General features: G+C 73.9%; 20 protein-coding genes. 8 read left to right on the top strand and 12 right to left on the bottom strand.

Annotated elements, in window-relative coordinates:
• The first annotated feature begins 83 nt into the window (after positions 1-83).
• Both O1G21_RS08900 and O1G21_RS08895 read left to right on the top strand, forming a co-directional pair.
• A complete protein-coding gene (locus tag O1G21_RS08900) occupies positions 84-431 on the top strand; it encodes a DUF742 domain-containing protein (RefSeq protein WP_270150863.1) in 348 nt (115 codons plus the stop codon).
• A complete protein-coding gene (locus tag O1G21_RS08895; protein WP_270142289.1) occupies positions 412-1,053 on the top strand; it encodes a GTP-binding protein in 642 nt (213 codons plus the stop codon). The genes O1G21_RS08900 and O1G21_RS08895 overlap by 20 nt, the downstream gene beginning before the upstream one ends.
• Positions 1,054-1,229: 176 nt before the next feature.
• Here O1G21_RS08895 and O1G21_RS08890 read toward each other — a convergent pair whose 3' ends face one another.
• Entirely contained in the window at positions 1,230-1,601 is a 372-nt protein-coding gene (locus O1G21_RS08890; protein WP_270142288.1) for a hypothetical protein, read from the bottom strand.
• Positions 1,602-1,916: 315 nt separating this feature from the next.
• Between O1G21_RS08890 and O1G21_RS08885 the strand changes: the two genes are divergently transcribed.
• Both O1G21_RS08885 and O1G21_RS08880 read left to right on the top strand, forming a co-directional pair.
• On the top strand, positions 1,917-2,420 hold the full coding sequence (locus O1G21_RS08885; RefSeq protein WP_270142287.1) for an RNA polymerase sigma factor: 504 nt from the start codon (positions 1,917-1,919) through the stop codon (positions 2,418-2,420).
• Between the two features lie 113 nt (positions 2,421-2,533).
• Entirely contained in the window at positions 2,534-3,499 is a 966-nt protein-coding gene (locus O1G21_RS08880; RefSeq protein ID WP_270142285.1) for a hypothetical protein, read from the top strand.
• Between the two features lie 106 nt (positions 3,500-3,605).
• On the opposite strand, the gene O1G21_RS08875 is transcribed toward O1G21_RS08880, so the two are convergent.
• Entirely contained in the window at positions 3,606-4,982 is a 1,377-nt protein-coding gene (locus O1G21_RS08875) for a cation:dicarboxylate symporter family transporter (RefSeq protein WP_270142284.1), read from the bottom strand.
• 254 nt (positions 4,983-5,236) lie between these two features.
• On the opposite strand from O1G21_RS08875, the gene O1G21_RS08870 reads away from it, so the two are divergent.
• The 4 genes from O1G21_RS08870 to O1G21_RS08855 all read left to right on the top strand — a co-directional run bounded on the left by O1G21_RS08870 (position 5,237) and on the right by O1G21_RS08855 (position 11,022).
• Positions 5,237-7,084: an ATP-binding protein gene (locus O1G21_RS08870; RefSeq protein ID WP_270142282.1), complete on the top strand. Its 1,848-nt coding sequence runs from the start codon at positions 5,237-5,239 to the stop codon at positions 7,082-7,084.
• Positions 7,081-7,803 carry a response regulator gene (locus O1G21_RS08865; RefSeq protein WP_270142280.1) on the top strand — a complete coding sequence of 241 codons (723 nt, stop codon included), beginning with the start codon at positions 7,081-7,083 and terminating at the stop codon, positions 7,801-7,803. The genes O1G21_RS08870 and O1G21_RS08865 overlap by 4 nt, the downstream gene beginning before the upstream one ends.
• Before the next feature lie 229 nt (positions 7,804-8,032).
• Positions 8,033-9,511 carry a diaminobutyrate--2-oxoglutarate transaminase gene (locus O1G21_RS08860; RefSeq protein WP_270142278.1) on the top strand — a complete coding sequence of 493 codons (1,479 nt, stop codon included), beginning with the start codon at positions 8,033-8,035 and terminating at the stop codon, positions 9,509-9,511.
• Complete coding sequence (locus O1G21_RS08855; RefSeq protein WP_270142276.1) at positions 9,508-11,022, top strand: pyridoxal phosphate-dependent decarboxylase family protein; 1,515 nt, start codon at positions 9,508-9,510, stop codon at positions 11,020-11,022. Before O1G21_RS08860 ends, O1G21_RS08855 begins: the two co-directional genes overlap by 4 nt.
• 52 nt (positions 11,023-11,074) lie before the next feature.
• Here O1G21_RS08855 and O1G21_RS08850 read toward each other — a convergent pair whose 3' ends face one another.
• The 10 genes from O1G21_RS08850 to O1G21_RS08805 all read right to left on the bottom strand — a co-directional run bounded on the left by O1G21_RS08850 (position 11,075) and on the right by O1G21_RS08805 (position 23,322).
• Positions 11,075-11,872, bottom strand: coding sequence for an inositol monophosphatase family protein (locus tag O1G21_RS08850; RefSeq protein WP_270150861.1), 798 nt, complete (start codon positions 11,870-11,872; stop codon positions 11,075-11,077).
• 182 nt (positions 11,873-12,054) lie between these two features.
• Positions 12,055-13,317, bottom strand: coding sequence for a type III PLP-dependent enzyme (locus O1G21_RS08845; protein ID WP_270150859.1), 1,263 nt, complete (start codon positions 13,315-13,317; stop codon positions 12,055-12,057).
• A 32-nt stretch (positions 13,318-13,349) separates the two neighbouring features.
• Positions 13,350-15,143, bottom strand: coding sequence for an IucA/IucC family protein (locus O1G21_RS08840; RefSeq protein ID WP_270142275.1), 1,794 nt, complete (start codon positions 15,141-15,143; stop codon positions 13,350-13,352).
• Entirely contained in the window at positions 15,140-16,327 is a 1,188-nt protein-coding gene (locus O1G21_RS08835) for an MFS transporter (RefSeq protein ID WP_270142273.1), read from the bottom strand. Before O1G21_RS08835 ends, O1G21_RS08840 begins: the two co-directional genes overlap by 4 nt.
• On the bottom strand, positions 16,324-18,114 hold the full coding sequence (locus O1G21_RS08830; protein WP_405000605.1) for an IucA/IucC family protein: 1,791 nt from the start codon (positions 18,112-18,114) through the stop codon (positions 16,324-16,326). Before O1G21_RS08830 ends, O1G21_RS08835 begins: the two co-directional genes overlap by 4 nt.
• Positions 18,111-19,310 carry an ATP-grasp domain-containing protein gene (locus O1G21_RS08825; protein WP_270142272.1) on the bottom strand — a complete coding sequence of 400 codons (1,200 nt, stop codon included), beginning with the start codon at positions 19,308-19,310 and terminating at the stop codon, positions 18,111-18,113. Before O1G21_RS08825 ends, O1G21_RS08830 begins: the two co-directional genes overlap by 4 nt.
• 122 nt (positions 19,311-19,432) lie before the next feature.
• Positions 19,433-20,431, bottom strand: coding sequence for an ABC transporter substrate-binding protein (locus tag O1G21_RS08820; RefSeq protein ID WP_270142270.1), 999 nt, complete (start codon positions 20,429-20,431; stop codon positions 19,433-19,435).
• Between the two features lie 64 nt (positions 20,432-20,495).
• Positions 20,496-21,326: an ABC transporter ATP-binding protein gene (locus O1G21_RS08815; RefSeq protein WP_270142269.1), complete on the bottom strand. Its 831-nt coding sequence runs from the start codon at positions 21,324-21,326 to the stop codon at positions 20,496-20,498.
• Entirely contained in the window at positions 21,326-22,339 is a 1,014-nt protein-coding gene (locus tag O1G21_RS08810; RefSeq protein WP_270150856.1) for a FecCD family ABC transporter permease, read from the bottom strand. Before O1G21_RS08810 ends, O1G21_RS08815 begins: the two co-directional genes overlap by 1 nt.
• A gap of 17 nt (positions 22,340-22,356) precedes the next feature.
• Positions 22,357-23,322, bottom strand: a complete 966-nt coding sequence (locus tag O1G21_RS08805) for a FecCD family ABC transporter permease (RefSeq protein WP_270150854.1) — start codon at positions 23,320-23,322, stop codon at positions 22,357-22,359.
• Between the last annotated feature and the right edge of the window lie 10 nt (positions 23,323-23,332).

Genomic DNA, 23,332 nt, shown 5'->3' with positions numbered 1-23,332 from the left:
CGCGGGCCGACCCCGGCCGGCCGCCCCGGAACCCGCTCGCCGCCGCCCACCGGGCCCGCTGGTACGACGACGAGGCCGGGCCGCTGGTCCGCCCGTACACCGTGACCGGGGGCCGGACCGGAGCGGGCGAGCAGCAGTTCGACCTGATCGCCGTGGTCGTGTCCGACCTGCCCGATCCGGCGCTCGCCCCGGACGCACCCGAGCTGCCGGTCGGCCCGGAGCTGACGCGCATCCTCGGCCTGTGCCGGGGCACGCCGCTGTCCGTGGCCGAGCTGGCCGCCGACCTGGACCTGCCGGTGGGCGTCGTGCGGGTGCTGCTCGGCGACCTGCTGGCGGCCGGTCTCATCCGGGTCAGCCGCCCCGTCCCGCCCGCCCTGCTCCCCGACGAGCGCATCCTCCAGGAGGTCATCCATGGGCTCCGCGCACTCTGACCGCCCCTCCGACCGCTGGCCGTCCGACGCGCCGGATCCGGCCGACTCCGTGCTCGCGCTCAAGATCCTGGTGGCGGGCGGCTTCGGGGTCGGCAAGACGACGCTGGTCGGCGCCGTCAGCGAGATCCGCCCGCTGCGCACCGAGGAACGGCTGACCGAGGCCGGGCGCGGGGTCGACGACCTGGACGGGGTGGAGCGCAAGACGACGACCACCGTGGCGATGGACTTCGGCCGGATCACCATCCGGGAGGGGCTGGCCGTCTACCTGTTCGGCACCCCGGGGCAGGACCGGTTCTGGTTCCTCTGGGACGAGCTGGCGCAGGGCGCGCTCGGTGCGGTGGTGCTCGCCGACACCCGCCGGCTGACCGACTGCTTCCCGGCCGTCGACTTCTTCGAGCACCGCGGCATCCCGTTCGTCGTCGCGGTGAACCGTTTCGCCGGGACGCGCGAGTACGGTCCGGAGGAGGTCGCTCGCGCGCTGGATCTGGACCCCGGTACGCCGGTGGTGCTCTGCGACGCCCGGCGGCGCGCGTCCGGTAAGGAGGTGCTGATCAACCTGGTCGAGCACGCCGGTCGGGTGCACGCCGCCCGGCTGCTGGCGGAGGTCTCACCGGTCCGGTGAGCTCGGGGTGCGGTCGATCTCCGGCGACGGCGACGGCGGCGAATGCGGATTCGGATGACAAGTGACAGATGACGGATGACAGACGGCAGATGACAGCCGACAGATAACAGATTTCGAAATCTGTCGGCTGTCATCTGTTCGCCACTTCGTCCCCGCCCCCCGCAGCCGCTACCCGGTCAGCTGTGCCACTGGAACACGATCTTCGTCCAGCTCGACCCCGGACAGTTGCCCCAGACCGCCCACGCCTGCGGCCGGGCGCCGATCCACAGGCCGACGGAGTTGCTGCCGTTGGCGCAGTAGGTGATGGTGCGCAGCTGGCCGGAGTAGATGTTGCAGTAGCCCTCCCAGCGCCACCCGTAGTCGGCCGTGATGACGCAGTGGTAGGGGGCGGCGGCGACGTGCGGCGAGGCCGCGGCCGCGCCCGGGGTGATGGACTGGTCGTCGGCCGGCGCCGCGGCGGCCGGCAGGGTGGCGGTCCCGAGCATGCCCAGGGCGGCCGCGGTGGCCATCCCGAACGTGGCGATCTTCCTGGCGATGCAGCCTCGCATGGCGTTCTCCTCGCTCAACGGTTCCCATCGGGGGATGCCCCGGCCGGTCGGTGGGTGGGCGGAGGGTGAATTCCCGCCCCCTGTCCGGCCGGTGACGAATTGCACACGAATGACTGCGCACCGTGAGAGGACGACCTATGATGTGATCTGTGTCACAACCCTGCTCGGTTGGGCTGGGGCCAACCCAACTGGGCGTTCGGAGTGCCGATTTCCGGGGAGAGCGGCATGGCGGAATGCAGTGGACGGTGTGCGGGCGGGCGGCGGAAGGACCTCGGTCCGGAGCCGACGGAACGCCAATTCGCGGATTTCAACCGGGTGTTCACGGACTTGCTGCCCAGACTCCAACAGGCGGCCGCGATGCTCGCCGGCTGCCCGCTCGCCGCCGGCGACGTCGTCCACGACGCGTACCTGCGGATCGCCCGCCGCCCCGAGCGCTTTCTCAGCCATCCGCAGCCCTACGCCTACGTGTTCACCACGATGACGAACATCCTGCGCGACCAGTGGCGCCGGGACCGCCGCCGGGTGGCGCTGCCCGAGGTGCCCGAGCTCGCCGAGGCGGTGGAGCACGGGCGCTGCGCGCTCGAACCGCCGCACGGCGGGACGGCCGAGCTCCAGGCGCGCTGGGAGGTGGTCCGGTTGCTCGGCTTCCTGACCGTCAAGCAGGCCCGCGCCGTGGTTCTGGTGGACCTCGACGGTTACTCCGTCGACGAGGCCGCCGAACTGCTCGGTCTGCACCGCAGTACCCTGGCCGTCACCCGCCGCCGCGCCCACGGCCGGCTGCGCGCCGTCCTGGAGCACGAGCGCCGGCACGACCCCTGAAAACCTCCGACCGGCCCAGACGGCCCGAACCGATCCCGCACGTCCGGGGCCTCGACGCACCGAACCGACGGCAAGTCGGCTGATGCAAGACCCCGGCCCGTACGCTGAAAATCGTGATCACGTACGAGGGCCACCACCTCCGCGCCCTGGCCGAGGACGGCCGCTGGCCCGAGCTGCTCGCCGCCTACCGGCAGGGCCGGGCGGCCGCCGTCGTGCAGGCCGGGGAGCAGGCGGCGATGGCCCTGACCGCGCCGCTCGGCCATCTGATCGCCTACGCGGCGCCGCCCGAACTCGCCGTCCGGCTGTTCGACGCGGACGGCGGGGAGGGGACGGCCGCCGGGGTCGCCGACCACGACGCCGGCCCGCTCTGGGAAGTGCTGGCGACCCGCCACTCCTGGCTGCGGCTGGCCCCGCTGCTCGGTCCGGCCCCGGTGCGCCGCCTGGTCGCGCACACCCGGGTGTTGCTCGGCGAGGACCTCTCGTACGGGGCCGAGCCCGATCCGGAGGGCGTGCCGCTGCGCCTGGAGCCCTGGGAGAAGGCGGGCTGGGACGAGGCCTCGCGGGTGCGCGAGTACCTGCCGGGCGGGGGAGCGCGCAGTGCGGTGCTGACCCTGCCGGCCAGCCGGGAGGGTCTGGGCGAGGTCGAACTGCCGGGCGCGGCGGCCCGGCCGGGCGGGCAGCGGGTCACCCGGGGGCTGGCGGAGCTGGCCGCGCTGGCGCCCTGGGCGGAGGTGGTCTGCGTCCGCGGCCCGGCCGCGCTGGCGGCCGCCGTACTGGCTCGGGCGCGGCGGGTGGTGGGCGGGTTCCTGCCGTTCGCGCTCGTCTACCCGGCGCTGGTGCAGGCCGCCGCGGTCGGCCGGACGCACGGCTGCGCGCACGGGCGGCTGCGGCTCTGGCGGGCGCTGGGCGCGATGGCCGGTGCGAACGGGCCGGACCGCTCCGAGGTGGATGCCCTGGTGGCCCGGATGCGCTGCTTCACCTGGCAGGAGCCGGCCGCCGGGTTGCGCCATCTGCACGTCGCGCTGGAGGATCCGGCCAGTGGGGTGGCCTGGGCGGTCAGTGGCTCGCAGGAGCTGTGAACTGGGGCTGGACGGGAGTTCCAGGCAGAACGGGGAGCCCCCGGCCCGGCGCCGTTTCCGGGGATCGGTGGGTGGCGCCGGATCGGGGGGAGTACGGGGTGGCCGCTCAGGCGGTGGCCGCCGCTGCGGCGGGGACGGGCTCCGGTGCGGCGTCGGCGGGACCGTGGGTGTCGACCAGCGTCAGTTCGTCGAACGGCAGCTCGCCGCCCAGCACCCGGTGGGCGCGCTCGGCGTCCAGTTCGCCGGTCCAGTGCCCGATCAGCACGGTCGCGACGGCGTTGCCCGCGAAGTTGGTGAGCGCCCGGGCCTCCGACATGAACCGGTCGATGCCGACGATCAGGCCGACCCCGTCCACCAGCGCCGGCTTGTGCGACTGCAGTCCGCCCGCGAGGGTGGCAAGCCCGGCACCGGTGACCCCGGCCGCGCCCTTGCTCGCGATCACCATGAACACCAGCAGCGAGAGCTGCTCGCCGATCGACATCGGCTTGTCCATCGCCTCGGAGATGAAGATCGAGGACATGGTGAGGTAGATCGCGGTGCCGTCCAGGTTGAAGCTGTAGCCGGTCGGCACGGTGATGCCGACGACCGGGCGGCTGACGCCCAGGTGCTCCATCTTGGCGATCAGCCGGGGCAGCGCGCTCTCGGAGGAGGAGGTCGAGAGGATCAGCAGGAACTCGCGGCCGAGGTACTTGAGCAGCGCGAACACATTGACCCCGGCGACCAGGCGCAGCAGCGCGCCGAGCACCACGACGACGAACAGCGCGCAGGTCACGTAGAAGCCGATCATGATCACGGCGAGGCTCTTCAGCGCGTCCACGCCGGTCGCCCCGACCACCGCCGCCATCGCGCCGAAGGCGCCGATCGGAGCGACCCACATGATCATCGACATGATCCGGAAGACCAGCCGCTGCAGGTGCTCGATCCCGCGCAGCACCGGGGCGCCGACCGGGCCCATCGCCTGCAGCGCGAAGCCGGCCAGCAGTGCGACCAGCAGGGTCTGCAGCACCTTGCCCTGGGTGAGGGCCGAGAACAGGGTGTCGGGGATCATCCCGAGCAGGAAGTCGGTGGTCGACTGGGCGCCGCCGGCGGCCGCCTGGGCGTGGCCGGACTTGGCGAGCGCGGCGGTCAGGTGCAGGCCGCCGCCGGGCTCGAGCAGGTTGCCGACGACCATGCCGATGGCCAGCGCGATGGTCGACATGACGAGGAAGTAGCCGATGGCGAGGCCGCCGACCTTGCCGACCTTCGCGGCCTTGGTGACCGAGCCGATGCCCAGCACGATGGTGCAGAAGATCACCGGACTGATCATCATCTTGATCAGGTTGACGAACCCGGTGCCGATCGGCTTCAGCTCCACGGCGAAGCCGGGGGCGGCCAGCCCCACCACCACGCCCGCGACCACCGCGGCGATCACGGCGAGGTAGAGGTAGTGGGTCCGGTCCTTGCGTCTGGGTCCCCCCGCCGTGGCGGTCTCGGTGATCGACATCTGCGGCTCCTTCGCCCTGCAGTCCTGGCGGCCCCGGGTGGTGGGCCGCTCCGACTATGGGGTTCGGGCGTGACGGAGGTCACGTTTGCGTTCATAGAGTTCACGAAGCGACGGGAACGGGTCCAGGGGTGCATCGGCGGGTGCTTCGGGAGCGCTTGGGGGCACCCTGGGGGCGCTCCGGTCGCGGGCCGGTCGCGGCCGGGGACCGGTCGGGCCCCTGGGGGCGTCGCGGGCCGTGGTGCACACTGGCAGGCATGTCCGTGAGCACCGCCCCCACTCGCTCGCGTCGCCGGTGGATCCCCCTGCCGCGCCGGCTGGTCCGCAGCCTGGCCGGGCAGCTGTTCGTCGTCCAGGTGGTCATCGTCGCCGCCGTGGTCGCGGGCGGCGCGGTGCTCGCGTACCTGTTCACCGCCGAGCGCACCGAGGACGCGGCCCGCCGCGAGGTCACCTCGGTCGCCCACGCCGTCGCCGACTCGCCGACCGTGCGCTCGGCCGTCGCCGGGCCCGACCCCACCGCGGTGCTCCAGCCGTACGCCGAGCAGGTGCGTCAGGACACCGGAGTCTCCTTCATCACCGTCATGGACACCGACGGGGTGCGCTGGACCCACCCGCTGCCCGAGCAGATCGGCAAGTCCTACCTGGGGCACATCGACTGGGCGCTGGCCGGCCAGACCCGCAGCGAGACCTACACCGGCACGCTCGGCCCGTCCGTGCGGGTGGTCACCCCGGTGTGGGACGACCGGCACCGGGTGGTCGCGCTGGTCAGCGTGGGGCTGACGCTGGAGTCGATCTCCTCGCAGCTGGGCACGCCGATGCTCGCCCTGGTCGGGGTCGCGGTGGCCGCCCTGGCGCTCGGCGGGGTGGGCACCTACCTCGCCAACTCCCGGCTGCGGCGGCACACCCACGGTATGGGACCGGACGAGCTCAGCCACCTCTACGAGTACCACCAGGCGACCCTGCGCTCGGTGCGCGAGGGGCTGATCCTGCTCGACCGCGCGCACCGGGTGGTGCTGTGCAACGACGCGGCGCGTGAACTGCTCGGCCTGGAAGGCGAGTTGGACGGACGGCCGGTGGCGGAACTGGGGCTGCCGGAGGCGCTGGTGACGGCCGTGCTCGGCGAGGTGCCGGTGCGGGACGAGGTGCACCTGACCGCCGAGCGGGTCGTGGTGCTCAACACCTCCACCATCGGCACCGGTCTCGGCCGGGTGGTGACCCTCCGCGACCACACCGAACTCCAGTCGCTCAGCGGCGAGCTGGACTCGGTGCGTGGCTTCACCGAGGCGCTCGGCGCGCAGGCCCACGAGGCCGCCAACCGGCTGCACGCGGTCGTCTCGCTGATCGAACTCGGCCGCCACGAACAGGCGGTGGAGTTCGCCACCGCCGAACTCGCCCTCGCCCAGCAGCTCACCGACCGGGTGGTCGCGGCGGTCAGCGAGCCGGTGCTGGCCGCGCTGCTGCTCGGCAAGGCGGCCCAAGCGGCCGAACGGGGAGTGGAGTTGACCCTCACCGAGGACAGCCGGATCGACGACGGGGTGCTGCCGCCCGGGCTCTCGGCCCGGGACCTGATCACCGTCCTCGGCAACCTGATCGACAACGCGGTGGACGCCGCGATCGCCGGGGCCGCGCAGAGCCCGGTCGCACCGGAGGTCACCGTCACCGCGCGGATCGAGAACCCGCGAACGGGCGACGGCATCGAGGACGCCCAGGCCGTCGAGGACGCCCAGGCCGTCGAGGACGCCCAGGCCGTCGAGGACGCCCAGGCCGTCGAGGACGCCCAGGCCGTCGAGGACGCCCAGGCCGTCGAGGACGCCCAGGCCGTCTCGGGTGCCCAGGATGCTTCGGACGCCCAGGGCGCCTGTCTGTTGCTGCGGGTCGCCGACACCGGAGCGGGCATCGACCCGGCCGCCGTCGAGGACGTGTTCCGGCGCGGGTGGAGCACCAAGCAGGACGGCCACGGGCACGGCCTCGGGCTGGCGCTGGTCGCCCAGGCCGCCCGGCGCAACGGCGGCACCGTCGAGGTCGGGCGCGAACGCGGCGCGGTGCTCACCGTACGGCTGCCGCTGGCCGGACGGGTCCGCGAGCGCGAAGGGGTCCCGGCGTGACCGGCGCCGGCGCCGACTCCCGGAGCGGGATCTCCGTCCTGGTCGTGGAGGACGACCCGGTGGCCGCCGCCGCGCACACCCTGTACGTCGAGCGCGAGCCCGGCTTCCACGCCGTCGGCACCGTCCACAGCTGCGCGGACGCGCTGCGCTTCCTGGAGCGGGCGCGCGCCGCCGGGGCGCCCGTCGACCTCACCCTGCTCGACCTCTACCTGCCGGACGGCCACGGCCTCCAGCTGTGCCGCACGCTCCGCGCCGCCGGGCACGGCACCGACGTCATCGCCGTCACCTCGGCGCGCGACCTCGCCATGGTCCGGCAGGCGGTCTCGGCAGGGGTCGTGCAGTACCTGCTGAAACCGTTCAGCGCGGCGGCCCTGCACGACCGGCTGGAGCGCTACGCCCGTTACCGGGACAGCCTCGGGCGCACCGGCGAGGCGACCGGGCAGGACGAGGTCGACCAGGCGCTCGCCCTGCTCCGCACGCCCGAGCGCAGCTCGCTGCCCAAGGGGCTGAGCGCGCCCACCCTGGACACTGTCGCCTCGGTGCTGCGGGAGGCCTCCACCGGCCTGTCGGCGGCGGCGGCCGGTACCGCCGCCGGGGTCTCCCGGATCACCGCGCGGCGCTACCTCGAGCACCTGGTGGACACCGGGCAGGCGGTGCGCGAGCCGCAGTACGGGAGCGTCGGGCGGCCGGAGCTCTGCTACCGGTGGAAGGGGCGGTGACCTTCAGGGCCGATCGAGTTCGCTCCAGTTCGGTCGAATCCGGTGGGATCCGGTTGAGGCCGGTCGGTGGCGTGACCGTCCGGCGGATCGCTCGTTGGGCTGGCCGGAGGGTGACACGGGCGGTGCCGGGGGAGGTTCACCCGCTCGGGTGGTTCTGGATGCCCCGAGGCATTCCGGCAGGTCAAGAGCGATAAAGTTAGGCTTACCTAACTTCTCCTGGGGGTTCGCCTTGTCGCTCGCCGCCGTACCCGCCCGAGCCGCCTCCGGGGCCACCGCCTCCGGGGCCCCGCCCGCCGGTGAGGCCATCCTGCGCCGCCAGCGCGTCCGCGAGTCCGCCGCCCGGACGTACGCCCGCTCCTTCCCGATCGTCCCGGTCCGGGCCCACGGGATGACCGTCGAGGGCGCCGACGGACGCCGTTACCTGGACTGCCTCTCCGGCGCCGGGACGCTCGCCCTCGGCCACAACCACCCCGTCGTGCTCGAGGCGATCCGCCGCACCCTCGACAGCGGCGCTCCGCTGCACCTCCTCGACCTCGCCACCGCCGAGAAGGACGACTTCACCAGCGCGCTGTTCGAGAGCCTGCCCGCCGAGTTCGCGGCCCGCGCCCGGGTGCACTTCTGCGGACCGGCCGGCACGGACGCCGTCGAGGCCGCGATCAAACTGATGCAGACCGCCACCGGCCGCGCCGGCGCGCTCGCCTTCACCGGCGCCTACCACGGCATGACGGCCGGCGCCCTCGCGCTCACCGGCAACGTCGCCGTCAAGGAACCGCTGCCCGGCGGCGGCGAGGTGGTCCGGTTGCCCTACCCGTACGGCTACCGCTGCCCGTTCGGGGTCGGCGGCGAGGCGGGTGCCGAGCTCGGCGCCACGTACGTGGAACGGCTGCTGGACGACCCCTCGGGTGGAGTGGTGCCGCCCGCCGCGATGATCCTGGAGGCCGTACAGGGCGAGGGCGGGGTCGTCCCCGCGCCCGACGGCTGGCTGCGCGAGATGCGCCGGATCACCGCCGAGCGCGGCATCCCGCTGATCGTGGACGAGGTGCAGACCGGCGTCGGACGCACCGGCGCGATGTGGGCCGTCGAGCACAGCGGCATCGTCCCGGACGCGATGGTGCTCTCCAAGGCCATCGGCGGCAGCCTGCCGCTCGCCGTCGTCGTCTACCGCGAGGACTACGACGGCTGGCGGCCCGGCGCCCACACCGGCACCTTCCGCGGCAACACCCTCGCCATGGCCGCCGGCGCCGCCACCCTGCGGTACGTCGCCGCGCACGGGCTGGCCGAGCGGGCCGCCGTCGCCGGCGCCCGGATGACCGCCCGGCTGCGGGAGCTCGCCGCCGAACTGCCCGCGATCGGCGACGTCCGCGGGCGGGGGCTGATGATCGGGGTTGAACTGGTCGACCCGGCCGCCGAACCCGACGCCTGCGGCGCCCGGCCGGCCGATTCGGCGCTCGCCCTACGGGTCCGGGAGGCCTGCCTGGCGCGTGGGCTGATCGTCGAACTCGGCGGGCGGCACGACGCGGTGCTGCGGCTGCTGCCGCCGCTCACCGTCACCGACGAGCAGATCGCGGCGGTGCTGGAGCGGCTGGCGGAGGCGATCGCGGCGGCTTCGGCCTCCTCCGCTCCGGCTCCGGCTTCGAGCTCCGTCCAGGCTTCGCCCTCCTCCGCTCCGGCCTCGGGCTCCGCTCCGGCCGCTCGGGGCGGCGCGTGACCGCCGGATCCGGGGCGGGGCCCGAACTGCGCGGCGAGGACGTCCCGTTGGACGCGCTCGCGGGCGGCGCCGGCGGGCCGGGGGCACTCGGTCCGCTACTGGCCACCGTCCTCGACTCGCTCGACGCCGGCACCGCACTGCGCTCCGGACCGCTACCCGCCGGCAGCCCGGGCGAGATCGCCGCGCTGGTCGCGGACGCGCTGTCCGCAGCCGACGGGCGCGGCGCGCTGGCCCGGCTCACCGAACTGCTCGCCTACGGCGCCGCCGACCCGGCCGACCCGGCCTGCGCCGCCCACCTGCACTGCCCGCCACTCGCCGTCGCGGCCGCCGCCGACCTCGCGGTCAGCGCGCTCAACCCCTCGCAGGACTCCTGGGACCAGGCCCCCGCCGCAACCGCCCTGGAGACCGCGCTGCTCGCCGAACTCGCCGCGCTGGTCGGTTACGACCCGGCCCGCGCGGCCGGGGTGCTCACCTCCGGCGGCACCGAGTCCAACCTGATGGGGCTGATGCTGGCCCGGGACCAGAAGCTCGACGGCATCGTGGAGTTGGACGGCATCCCGCCCGGCGGTCGGCCGTGCATCCTCGCCTCCCAGGCCGCGCACTTCTCGGTCCAGCGCGCGGCCGCCCTGCTCGGGCTCGGCGAGCTGGCCGTCATCGCCGTCCCCGTCGACCATCAACTCCGGATGTCAACAGAGGAGTTGGAACGGGCACTGGCCGAGGCCAGCTGGGCCGGGCGGACCCCGATCGCCGTCGTCGCCACCGCCGGCACCACCGACACCGGCGCCATCGACCCGCTGAACGCCGCCGCCGACCTGGCCGGACGCTACGGCGCCTGGCTGCACGTCGACGCCGCGTACGGCGGCGGCGCGCTGCTCTCCGACCGGCTCGCCCCGCTGCTCGACGGCATCGCCCGCGCCGACTCGGTCTCCCTCGACTGGCACAAGCTCGGCTGGCAGCCCGCGGCAGCCGGGGTCTTCCTGGTCCGGCGGGCGGAGACGTACGTCTCGCTCGCCCGGCGGGCCGAGTACCTCAACCCGGTGGACGACGAGCAGGCCGGCTACCCCAGCCTGCTCGGCCGCTCGCTGCGCACCACCCGGCGGGCCGACGCCTTCAAACTCGCCGTCACGCTGCGCACCCTCGGCCGTGCGGGGCTCGGCGGGCTGGTGGACGCCTGCCACGAACTGGCGCTGGCGGCGGCCGCGGCCGTCCGGGCCGAACCCTCGCTGGAACTGCACGCCGAGCCGGTCCTCACCGCGCTGCTGTTCCGCTACCGTCCGCCGGGGCCGACGGACGAGGCAACCGTGGACGAGCTGAACGGGCAGCTGCGCAGGCTGCTGCTGCGGACCGGGCGTGCGGTGATCGGGCGCACCGAGCTGCCGGGGGTCGGCCCGGGGCGGGTGCGGCTCAAACTCACGCTGCTCAACCCGCACACGACGGCGGGGGAGGTGGCAGCGCTGGTGCGGGAGGTGGTCGGGGCGGGGCGCAGGGTCGCCGGGGACCGGGCGGGGTAGGGGTTCGGGGCGGCGGCCGGGGTGGTGTGGGGTGGGGCGGGGCAGGGTGTGGTCAGGCGTTCAGCAGGATGCCGCGGGTGAGCTCCCAGGTGTCGGGGTCGGCGGCGACCAGGAGGCCGTCCTCGCAGCCGGGGGCCTCGGGCTGGTACGGCGTGCCGTCCAGGCGGGCCGCGACGCCGCCGGCCTCGGAGAGCAGCAGCGAACCCGGGGCGTGGTCCCAGGGGAGGGTGCGCCAGTAGAGGATGAAGTCGGTCCGGCCCTCGACGACATCCGGGTACTCGACACCCGCGGCGCTGCGGCCGGGGGAGATCTCGCCGAAGGCCGAGCAGCCGGCCTCGAGCCGGTGGCGCTGCTCCGGTTCGAGGAAGCGGCTCTTCAGGATGCCGGTCAGCTTTCCGGCCTCGGCGGGTGCCGGGGGGCGGGCCAGGCGTTCATCGTCGCGCCAGGCGCCGGCGCCCAGCTCGGCGCGGTAGCCGGTCGCGGTGGCGGGCTGCCAGATCCACGAGGCGACCGTCCGGCCGCTGCGGACCAGGGAGCACATCACGGCGTAGTCGGGGCGTCCGGCGACGAAGTTGGAGGTGCCGTCCACCGGGTCGACCAGCCAGACGGCGGGCTCGTCGTGGATGGCCCGGGCGAGCGACGGCTCGGCGGCCACGGCCTCCTCGCCGACCACCGGGACGGGGAGCAGCTCGTGCAGGCGGCGGGCGATGATCGCCTCGGCCTCGCGGTCGGCGATCGTCACGATCTCGCCGGGTGCCTTCTCCATCACCTCGCCGGCGGCCAGCGCGCGGAAGCGCGGCTCCACCGCCTCGGCCGAAGCCTCGGCGAGTATCTCCGCCACCTTGTCCATCAGCACGTCCGCGCTCCCTTCGCCGGGTACCACTTTCGCACGAGTGTGCGGATGGGGTGTCGGCGGGCAGCTGACGGCAGACGGATTTCAGCTTTCAGATGACAGCTGACAGATTTCGAAATCTGTCAGCTGTCATCTGAAAACCGTCATCCGTCCGTCATCCGGAACCCGGGCGCCGCCCGTCAGTCGCCCAGGTAGTGGAATCGCGGGCGGGGGTGCATCAGGAACTCGTGGTGCGAGATGTTCCACGCGTACGCGCCCGCCATCGCGAACAGCACCCGGTCCGCCGACCGCAGACCGGCCGCGCCGCCGGTCGACCGGGCCAGCACGTCCTTCGGGGTGCACAGCTGCCCGGCCAGGGTGGCTCGATCGGTGTCGACGGCGGGGCGCGGCCACGGGTGCGGCCAGGCGTCCACCGGGAGCACCGCGAAGGGCTGGGAGTGTCCGCGGGCGGCGGGGGTGCGCAGGTGGTGGGTGCCGCCCCGGACCACCGCGAAGTCCTCGCCGTGGCTCCGCTTCACGTCCAGCACCTCGGTCGCGTACCAGCCGCAGTACGCGGTCAGCGCCCGGCCGGGCTCGATCCGCAGGGTCAGCCCGGGGCGGGCGTCGAGGAGCTTGGTCAGGCCCTCGCCGAAGGCCGTCCAGTCGAAGCGCTGCGCCGGGTCGTCGTAGTCCACCGCCATCCCGCCGCCGACGTTGACCTCGGTGAGCGGGAAACCGTGCCGCTCGGCCAGTTCGGCGGACCAGGTGACGATCTGCTCGGCGACCGACAGCTGCTCCGGCGCCGCCAGTCCGCTGGCCAGGTGGGCGTGCACCCCGCGCAGGCGCAGCTGCCGGCCGAGCGGCCCGCCGTCGGTGAGCAGTCGGGCGCACTCCTCGGCCCGGTCCGGGTCCAGCCCGAAGGGCGTCGGCCGTCCGCCCATCGCCAGCGGCACCGCGTCCAGGGCGTCGGTGACCACCGGCAGGTTGACCCGCAGCAGGACGTCCACGACCGTCCCCGGCCGCTCCGCCAGCACGGCGACGAGCCGGTGCAGCTCCTGCTCGCTCTCGACGTGCCAGCGGTGCACCCCGGCGTCCACGGCGGCGACGATCTCGGCCGGGGTCTTGCCCGGCCCGCCGAAGGCCAGCGGCGCGTCCGGCACGGCGGCCCGCACATGCGCCAACTCCCCACCGCTGGACACCTCGTAGCCGTCGACTGCGTCGCGCAGCGCGGTCAGCAGCGGCACCTCCGGGTTAGCCTTGGCGGCGTAGTACAGCTCGACCCGCTCGGGCAGCGCGGCCCGGACGGCCGTGGCGTGTTCGCGCAGTGCCACCAAGTCGTAGACGTAGGCGGGCAGTTCCTCGGGAGCGAGCGAGGCGACGTGGCGCTGGACGGCGCTGTTCGCGGGGTCGGCCACCGAGCGGTTCACGGTGCTGGCCGCGGTGCTGGCCGCGGTGTCGGCCATGGCACTGGTCACGGTGCTGGTCACGGTGCTGGTCATCGGACGGTGCTCCCGGTGGGAAGCTCGGCGGTCATGCGGGCGGCCTCGGCGAGCACCGAGCCGGCCAGCGGGGAGGGCAGCCGGACGTACCCGGCCTCGCGGTCGGCCTTGCGCTCCCAGCGGGTCAGCAGGTTGGCCTTGGCGGGCAGCGGGACGCCGGCCAGCAGCGCCCGCAGCCGGGGCGGTCGGCCGTTCGCGGCGGCGTACTCCTCCAGGACGTCCCGGACGGCCTGCCAGAGCGCGCCCTCCAGTTCGGGGTGGCGGTCGGCGAGGGCGGCGAGCAGTTCGGCGACGTGGTTGACCAGCAGGCAGTAGACCACCCGGTCCCAGCCGCGCTCGGCGTCGTACGTCATCGGGCCGGCCACCTCGGGCGGCAGGGCGGCCAGGATGTCGGCGTTCTGCTCGGGGACCAGCTTGGTGCCCTCGAGGTCGCGGAAGAGCACCTGCGCCGGGCGGCCGTCGGCGTCGACGCCGATCAGCACGTTCTGCAGGTGCGGCTCCAGCACCACGCCGTGATCGAAGTAGGCGGCCAGTACCGGCGGGAGGAGCAGCCGCAGATAGTCGCGCCACCAGTCGAGCGCCGCCGCGCCGTCCGAACTCCCGCCCAACAGGCGGGAGATGTGGGCCGCGCTGGTCGGGTGCTCGTCGGCGACGGCGGCGGCGAGCAGCGGGGTCACGCCGGGCCGCAGCAGGCCGCCGAAGCCCTCGCGCAGGATCAGACCGAAGCCCTCGTACAGCGCCCGGTCGGCACGGCCGTCGGCACCGGGCAGGGCGAGGGTGCGGAAGGCGGGTTCGCGCAGCACCGCCGCCCCCGGGAAGCGTCGGGCGAGGTCGGTGAGCGAGGGGTCGAGCAGCCGGGTGAGCGCGACGGCGCCGGTGAGCTCGTAGGCGGCGTTCTTGCGCAGGCAGTTGGTGATGCGGACGTTGAGGCTGAACTTGAGGAAGGCGTCCGCGCCGTACAGGGTGCGCACCGAGGCGGTGGCGGCGAAGCGCTCGCCGCGCGGACCGAGGTCGAGGACGTCGCCGCGGGCCAGGGCGGCGCGCAACAGCGGGTGGTCGCCGATGAGTTGGAACTGCCAGGGGTGGGCGGGCAGCAGCCGGTAGCCGTCCGGCACCTCGCCGAGGCCGTCGAGCACGGCGCTCGTACCCTCGTCCACGGACTCCTCGGCCAGATGTTCGGCGCGGACGGCGAGGTGGCGCAGCGGGAAGGTCGCGCGGGACTCGGGCGCGTAATGGCGCCAGTCTCCCCGGGCGGCGGAGCGGGACTTGGGGGCCGGGTGGAAGCGGTGGCCGAACAGCAGGGCCTGCTCGGACTCCAGGTAGCGGTCCGCTCCGGCGGCCGGACGCCCGGTCAGGCCCGCGCCGACGCCGCGGTGGCTGGACGCCACCTGGTCGAGGAACTCCTCGTTCACCGTGCCGGTGCGCAGCTCCAGTTCGTCCTGGGCGTACCCGGCCAGCTCGCGCCAGCCCAACTCGCGCCAACCGCCCGGGGTTTCTTCGTACGCGGGGCCGGTGAAACGGTGCGCGCCGAGCAGCGAGGTGCGGCGCAGGGCGACCCGCAGCAGGGTGCCGCGGCGGGGCAGGCGCAACAGCAGTCGGCCGTCGTCGACCGCGGTCTGGTGCTCGGGCGCGGAGACCTCGCGCAGCAGGCAGTTGAGCAGGGTGTGGACCACCGCCTCGTCGGCACCGGGCAGTTCGGCACCGGGCAGTTCGGCGGCGGCGTCGAGGGGGCGGACGGCGGGAGGCGCGGCGGGAGGTGCGGCGGGGAGGGTGGTGGGCCGGGCGGTCATCGGGGGCTCCTACGGGTCAGGAGGGCGAGCAGGGCGGCGGCCAGTGCGGCGACGGTGCCGGTGACCACCGGGGCGGCCGGTCCGCCGCTGCCGTTGGCGAGTGCGGCGGCGAGTCCGGCGGCGACGGCACCGGACTTGGAGACGGTTTCGCGGGTGCCGAACATCCGTCCCGGCGCGCGGCCGCGGGCGGCTTCGGCGGCGAGGACGGCGAGGCAGACCAGGCCGAAGGTCATGCCGAGGCCGAGCACCGCCCGGGTGAGGGCGAAGGCGAGCAGGGAGTGGGCCGGGGCGTGGCCGGCCAGCCCGAGGGCGACCAACGCGAAGCCCAGCGCCAGTCCGGTTCGGGGGCGGGCCTCGACGATGGCGTGCACCCGGCCGGCGCCGACCAGGTAGACCAGGTGCGGCAGGGCGAACAGCAGGCCCGCGACCGTGCCGTTGGTGCCCGGCAGCCGTTGCTGGACCAGGGTGATCAGGTACGGGAAGGAGATGATGGTGGCGAAGACGAAGGCGAACTCGAAGGCGTAGAGCAGCCTGAGCGAGCCCGGCTGGTCCGTTTGGGCCGGGTCGTGGCCCGTCCGGTCGGCGACCGGACGGACCGGCTCCGGTAGGAGGGTGAGCACCACCGCGGCGGTCAGCGGCAGCACCGCCAGCACCAGGTACTGCCGGTGCGGGTCGATCCACGGCGACAGCGCGCCGACCAGGATCGGCGCCGCGACCAGGGCGGCCCGGGCGCTGCCCTGCATCAGGGTCAGCGCCCTGGACAGCTGGGAGCCGCCTAGGGAAGCCGCGACGTAGCCGTTGGTGGCGGAGAAGGTGCCGCCGAGGAAGCCCTGGAAGACCAGCGCCCCGGTGAAGGCGGGCAGGCTGTCGGCGGCGCCCGCGAGCAGGAAGGAGACGGCGAGGCCGAGTTGGGCGCGCAGCAGCAGCCGCTTCTGGCCGAAGCGGTCGGCCAGTCGGCCCCACAGCGGTGCGCCGAGGGCGGTGAAGACGGTCGGCACGATGTAGAGCAAGCCGGCCCAGCGCCCGTCGTGGTCGCCGAGGCCCGGGAGGATCTCGGTGAGGTAGGGCGGCAGGCCGAGGGCGGCGAAGGAGGCGACGAAGTAGCAGGCCGCCACCGCGTGCACCTGGCGCCGGTCCAGTCCGACCGTGCCGGCCGGCCGTGGCAGCGGCTCGACGGTCGTCATGAACGGTCCTTCGGCAGCAGGTAGTTGGGGCCGTCGGTGTAGTGCTTGTTGATGTCGGCGGCGCCGCTGCGCTCCTTGCTCAGCAGGGTGCCGGCGCTCACCATGGCCTTGACCGGCAGCCGTTCGGCGTCCAGCAGGTCGGTGCGCAGCGCCTGCCCGGCCGGGCCGAGGCGGTCGACGGCCTCGGCGAGGGTGGTGCGCAGCAGCTCCAGGCTGCGCCCCAGCGGCACCCGGCCGTGCGCGGCGAGGCCGAAGGCCAGCGAGGCGGTGCACAGGTGGCCGGTGATCGTGGTGAACAGGTCGGTGAGCGCGCGGTCCTGGTCGCGGAGAATCCTGGGGTCGCGGAACTCGGCGGCCAATGGCGCCAGTTCGCCGATCCGGGCGGTGTTGATCCGGGGGCCGTCGTTGTCCTTGAAGAGCAGCCGCAGAGCGGTCCCGTCGAGGACGAGGGAGGTGTTCTGCTGGTGCGACTCCAGGGCGATGCCATGGCCGAACAGCGTGGTCTGCCAGTCGATCAACAGTCGCAGTAGCTCCTCGTACAGGGCGAGGACGGAGCCGCGGTGGAAGCGGTCGGCCAGGTGGTCGATCACCAGCCGTCCGTCGGGTGCCTCGGCGAGCAGCGCGGCCAGCGGGACGGTGACGGCCCGGTCCAGGTCGTCCGGGTAGCGGCGTAGCAGGACGGCGAGCAACTCGTCGTCGGCGTGGGCGTAGCGCTGCTCGTCGACGTGCAGCACCCGACCGGCGAAGCGCGGCACGCGGGCCACCACGGCCTCCACCAGGCGCTGCCCGACCGCCCCGTTGACCAGGGTGACCGGCTTGATGGTGCGCCGGTTGCGCAGGCCCAGGGTCGCGGTGGCCAACGGCAGTTTGAGGTGGCAGGCCGGGTCCGCGAGGACGGCGACGGTGCGCATGGACAGCGTCGGCAGCACCTCGAGGTACGGCTCGGGAGCGAGCACCGCGCCCGGGGCGATCCGGGTGAAGTCCTCCCCCGCGGTGAGCGGATGGACCGGGACGGTCAGGAACTCGCCAGGAACGCCCAGTCGTTCGGCGCTCGGCCACCAGGCGGGCAGCGGGCCGTCGCCGCGCACGGTCAGGCGCTCGGCCGGGACGGCGAGCCAGCGAAGTCGGAAGGAGGGATGGAACTCCGGGGCGTAGGAGCGCAGTTGCGGCCAGGTCAGGCCGGATCGGCCGCGCGCGGTCGGGTAGACCGGGTGATCCAGGAAAGCGGCGAGCGCCTCGAAGCCGAGCGAGGCACGCGGGCCGGTCCAGTCGGCCACGTCCTTGCCGTAGCGCTCGGCCAGTTCGGCGTGCACCTCGGGCAGCACCCGGTCGTGCAGGTCCATGGTGGCGAGCGTCTGCCGGCATTCCTCGGCGAAGGCCAGGTGACCGGGACGGTCGAGCGGGTCGGCGCGGTCCGCCAGGTGGGCGAGGATGGCGGGCAGGTCGGTGAGGCGGGTGCCATCGACCTCCAACTCCGGTAGCCGCGCGGCGTGGTCGGCCTGGAACCCGTCGGGGGTGACGGGGAGGGCGAGAGTGCCGTCGCTCAGCCAGGGGCCGTCGGGCCGCTGCTCCAGGACGCCGTTGGCGCGCAGGCCGAGCACGTCCTCGCGTAGCAGGGCGGACAGCACGCGCAGGGTCAGCCGTTCGGCGACCGTTGCGTCGACGGGGGCGTTGCTGGCGGGGGCGTTCCCGGGAGCGTTGCTGGAGGAAACGCTGTGGGGTGTGCTGCGAGCGGGGGTCGCGTCGGCGGGTGTCGCGTCGGCGGGGGTCAGGTCGGCGCGGTTCACGAGGTGATCTCCCAGCGGTTGGCGGCGATGAACTCCGCCACGGCGGTGTCGACCGCGCCCTGGTCCGGACCGACCGCCCAGGCGATGCCCAGGTAGTCGCGGTTGGTGCGGTAGAGCTCGTGGTGTGCGCCGAGTTCGCGCACCGGGCGGTAGGAGAGCACGACGCCGTCGGCGCGGCGCTCGAACCGCGGCTCGGGGGAGGCGGTCAGGGTGCCGGCCCGGTCCGCGCAGACGCGCTCGTGGCGGGCCCGTCGGTCGGTGCGCGCGCCGAGATCGGCCGGCAGCGCCTCGCCGAGGTGGGTGCGCAGCACCAGCTCGAAGTAGGGGAGCCCGAGGATCTCGGCGAGCATCAGGTCGCACTGGTCGCCGATGGCACGGTAGTTGACCTCGATGATGCGGGCGCGGCCGTCCGGCTGGAGGACGAACTCGGTGTGGCAGGCGCCGAGTCCCACGCCGAGGGCGTCGAGCTGGTCGAGCACCTGGTCGACCACCGGGCGGGGGTGCGCCGGGACGAAGGTCAGCACCTCCTCGATGAAGTCCGGCGGCGGGGAGAGCCGGGTGCGGAAGCCGCCGAGGACGTGCCGGGACCGGCCGTCGCCGAGGGTCTCCAGGGTGCACAGCTCGCCGGCCAGGAACTCCTCCACCACCAGTGTGGCGCCGGGGCGGCGCCGCTGGATTTCCCGGACCCGCAGGGCGAGTTCGGCGGCATCGGCGACCAGCGTGACGTCCTCGCTCGCGACGCCCTCGCGGGGCTTGACGATGCACGGGAACGGCGGGGTGAGGCCGGCCGGGTCCTGTCCGGGCGCCAGTTCGGCGGACCAGACCCGGTCCAGTCCGCACTCGGCGAGGTGGCGGCGCAGCTCGCCCTTGTTCTTCGCCCGCAGCGCGGCCTTCCAGTCCTTGCCGGCCAGGCCGAAGTACTCGGCGACCAGCGCGGTCTGGGTCTGCAGGTGGTCGCTGTTGCTGAACACGGCGGCGGGTACGTCGCGTTGGGATATCAGCCCGATCACCTCGCGGAAGTCCTGAACGTCGCACTCCACCACGTCGCATGCGAACTGTGAATTCGCGTAAGCGTGTTGGTGGGCCTCGACGTGGTCGGTGAGGACGGTGACGTCGAGTCCGAGCCGGGCGGCGGCGGGCAGGAAGCCATGGGTGACCGAGTCGGTGGGGTTGAGGGCGAGCAGGTAGAGGCGCATGGGAGTGTCCTTGGGAGGGGCGGGGTGGCGGACGGAGGACGGCGAACAGATGACAGGTGACAACTTTCGAAATCTGTTATCTGTCATCCGTTCGCTGTCAGTTGTTCCTTGTTCGCCGTTCGCTACTTGGGCGCGTCCACGCCCGCCGCCTTGGCGATGTCGACGAGCATCGCGTCCGCGGCCTGGACGCCGATGCCGGACATCCAGGTCTCGTCCGGCACGGTGAAGACCTTGTTGTTCTTGACGGCGTTCAGGCCCTGCCAGACCGGGGTCTGCTGGACCTCGCTCTCCTTGGTCTTGGACGGGTCGTCGGCGGTGGTGGCGAACACCAGATCGGCGTCGGCCTGGCTGATCTGCTCGGCGCTGACCTCGATGATGTTCTTGTCCACGTCCTGCGAGGTCGGCCGGGCCAGACCCACGTCCTTGAGCACCACGCCGCTGTAGGAGGCCTTGGCGTACAGGCGGGTCGGGCCGGCCACGAAGCGGACCACCGAGGCGGTCGGCATCGTCCCGTTGTACTTGGCCTTGATCGCCTCGCCCAGCTTGTGCGCCCGCTCCTCGTAGTCGGCCAGCGCCTTCTTCGCCTCGTCCTCCTTGCCGAGCGCCTGGGCGTACAGCGCCAGGTTCTCCTTCCAGGGGAAGCCGGTGGTCTCGGCCAGTACGGTCGGCGCGATCGCGTTCAGCTGGTCGTAGACCTTGGCGTGCCGGACCTTGGAGGAGAGGATCAGGTCGGGCTTGAGGGAGGCGATCAGCTCCAGGTTCGGCTCGTTCATCGGGCCGACGTCCTTGGTGTCCTTGATCTTGTCCTTGAGGTAGTTCGGGAACCCGCCCTCGGTCTTCATGTGCGGGGACACCGCGCCGACCGGCGTGACGCCGAGCAGGGTGACGTCGTCCAGTTCGCCGCTGTCCAGTACCACGACGCGCTTGGGCTGTGACTTGATCTGGGCCGTCCCGGCGGCGTGCTTGACGCTGCGCGGGAACCCGGCGGCGGTGCCCGCCGAGCCGGCGGAGGGCGCGGAGTCGCCCCCTGACCTGGCGGTGTCCCCGTTGCTCCCGCAGGCGGCGAGGAGGGTGGCGGACAGCGTGACGGCGAGGACGGCGACGGGGAGTCGGCGGTTCATCGGGGTTCCTTGGATCGGGTCGAACGGGGTTACGGGGAAGGGAAGTTCACACAGGAAGAGAAGTTCACACCGGAAGGGAAGTGGTCCGGACGCGCGCCCGCGGTACGACCAGCGGCGTCCCGGTCTCCGGGTCGGGCACCACCCGGCACGGCACGCCGAACACGGACTCCACCAGCTCGGCCGTCAGCACCTCGGCGGGTGGACCGGCCGCGGCGAGCCGTCCGTCCTTGAGCACCACCAGGTGGTCGGCGTACCGCGCGGCCTGCCCGAGGTCGTGCAGCACCATGACCACGGTGCGCCCGGCCTCGGCGTGCAGGTCGGCGACCAGGTCGAGCACGTCGAGCTGGTGCCGTAGGTCGAGGAAGGTGGTCGGCTCGTCGAGCAGCAGCAGGTCGGTCTCCTGGGCGAGCGCGAGCGCGATCCAGACCCGCTGGCGCTGCCCGCCGGAGAGACGGTCGACCTGCCGGTCGCGCAGTTCGGCGGTACCGGTGCGGGCCAGCGCCTCCTCGACCGCCGCCTGGTCGGCCTTGGACCACGGGCTGAGCATCCGCTGGTGCGGGTAGCGCCCGAGCCGTACCAGCGCCTCGACGGTGACCGCCTCGGGCGTGACCGGCTGCTGCGGCAGCAGGCCCATCCGCTTGGCGAGCGTCCGGGCGGGCATCCGGTGGATGTCGGCGCCGTCCAGGGTGACGGCGCCGGCGGCCGGGTCGAGCAGTCGGACGAGTCCGCGCAGCAGGGTCGACTTGCCGCAGGCGTTCGGTCCGACGATCGCGGTGACGGCGCCGCCGGGCAGTTCGAGGTCGAGCCCGTCGACGATGGTCCGTTCGCCGTAGCACAGCCCGAGCCCGTGGGCGGCGAGCCGGTTGACGTCGGTGGCGCTGGCCGTCAGCTGCATCAGCTGCTCCTCTGGGGAAGCCGGCCCTGGCGGATCATCAGCACCAGGAGCCAGGGCGCGCCGAGGGTGGCGGTGACGGCACCGACCGGCAGGCCGTGGACGGGGATCACGTGCAGTACGAGGAGGTCGGCCGAGAGCAGCAGCACGGCGCCGGTGAGCGCGGTGAGGCCGAGCGTGCCGGGGGTGGGCGGTCCGGCGAGCAGCCGGACCAGGTGCGGGACGGCGAGCGCGACGAAGGCGACCGGCCCGGTGAGGGCGGCGGCCAGCGAGGCGAGGGTGATGGTGAGCAGCAGCAGCCAGAGCCGGTCCCGCGCGGGGTTCAGGCCGAGGCCGCCGGCCGAGTCGTCGCCGAGGTCGAGGACGGCGACCCGCCGCTGGCAGAGCAGCAGGGCCCCGGCGGTCAGCGTGATGGCGGTGCCGCCGATCCACACCTCGGTCCAGTTGCGCCCGTACAGCGAGCCGGTGGTCCACTGCATCGCGGAGGAGGCCAGCTCGGCCGGGAACCGTACGACCATCAGGTTCACGGCGGCGGCCAAGCCCTGCTGGACCGCCAGGCCGACCAGCACCAGCCGGGTGACGGCCATCTTCGAGCGCCAGGCGAAGCCGCCGAGCAGCAGCGCGGCGAGCAGCCCGCCGCCGACTGCGGCGAGTGGGATCAGCTGCTGCGAGGCGCCGGTGGCGAGCATCAGCACCGCGCCGAAGGAGGCGCCGCCGGTGATGCCGATGGTGTCGGGGGCGGCCAGCGGGTTGCGGAACAGCCGCTGCAGCATCGAGCCGGCCATCGCCAGCCCGGCGCCCGCGATCAGCGCGGAGACCACGCGCGGCGCCCGGAACTGCTGCACCACCAGGACGTCGCCGGGCTCGCCCTGACCGAACAGGGCGCGCAGCGCGTCCCAGGCGGAGATGCTCACCTGGCCGGTGCCGAGGGCGATGCCGGTCAGCAGCACCAGCAGCCCGACGGCCAGCAGCGACCAGGCGGCGGTCCTGGCCCGGTGGCGGGCGATCGCGCCCATCGGGGCGGTCAGCGTGGTCACTTGGCCACCTTCCGGGCCAGCACCGCGAGCAGCGGCGCGCCGAGGAAGGCGGTCACGATGCCGACCTCGATTTCGGAGGGCTGCACCACGAGCCGGCCGAGCACGTCGGCGGCGAGCAGCAGCAGGGGACCGGCGATCAGGCAGCCGGGCAGCAGCCAGCGGTGGTCGTTGCCGAGCAACGTACGGACCAGGTGCGGCGCGGCCAGTCCGATGAACGCCACCGGTCCGGAGACGGCGACCGCGCTGCCCGCGAGCAGGACCACGGCCAGGCCGCCGACCAGCCGGATCCGGGCCACCGGCACGCCCAGCGACTGGGCGGTCTCGTCGCCCAGGGCCAGCGCGTTGAGCGCGGGGGAGATCGCGAAGGCGGCGATCAGGCCGAGGACCAGGAACGGCAGCACCGGGGTGAGGGTGTCCAGGTGCCGTCCGGCGATCGAGCCGGCCAGCCAGAACCGGGCCTCGTCCAGGGTGCGGTGACTGGCCAGCATCAGTGCGGAGGCCCAGGAGGTGAGCACAACGGTGAGTACGGTGCCGCCGAGCGCGAGCCGGACCGGGTCGAGGTCCCCGCCGCGCCGGGACATGGTGTACGCGGCGACGGCGGCGACGGCGGCCCCGGCGAACGCGAACCAGACGTACTCGGCCGGGCGGGAGAGGTCCAGCGCGTAGATCGCGGCGACCACGGCGAGGCTCGCGCCGGCGTTGATGCCGAGGGTGACCGGCGAGGCCAGCGGGTTGCGGGTGACGCCCTGGGCGACCGCCCCGGCGACGCCGAGCGCGGCTCCGACGGCCAGTCCGATGAGCGTGCGCGGGACCCGAAGGCCCGTCACCACGTCGGCGTCGCCGCCGTGGGCGGCACCGGTGAGGGCGTCGACGACGGTGGACAGCAGGATGGATCGGGAGCCCAGGGCAAGGCTCAGGGCGGCGCACAGCACGAGCGCGCACACGCCGACGACCAGCAGCAGGGGCTGCCGG

Origin of the sequence: Kitasatospora cathayae (genome assembly GCF_027627435.1) — a bacterium.
Classification (GTDB): Bacteria; Actinomycetota; Actinomycetes; order Streptomycetales; family Streptomycetaceae; genus Kitasatospora; species Kitasatospora cathayae.
This window is presented reverse-complemented; position numbering and strand designations above follow the sequence as displayed.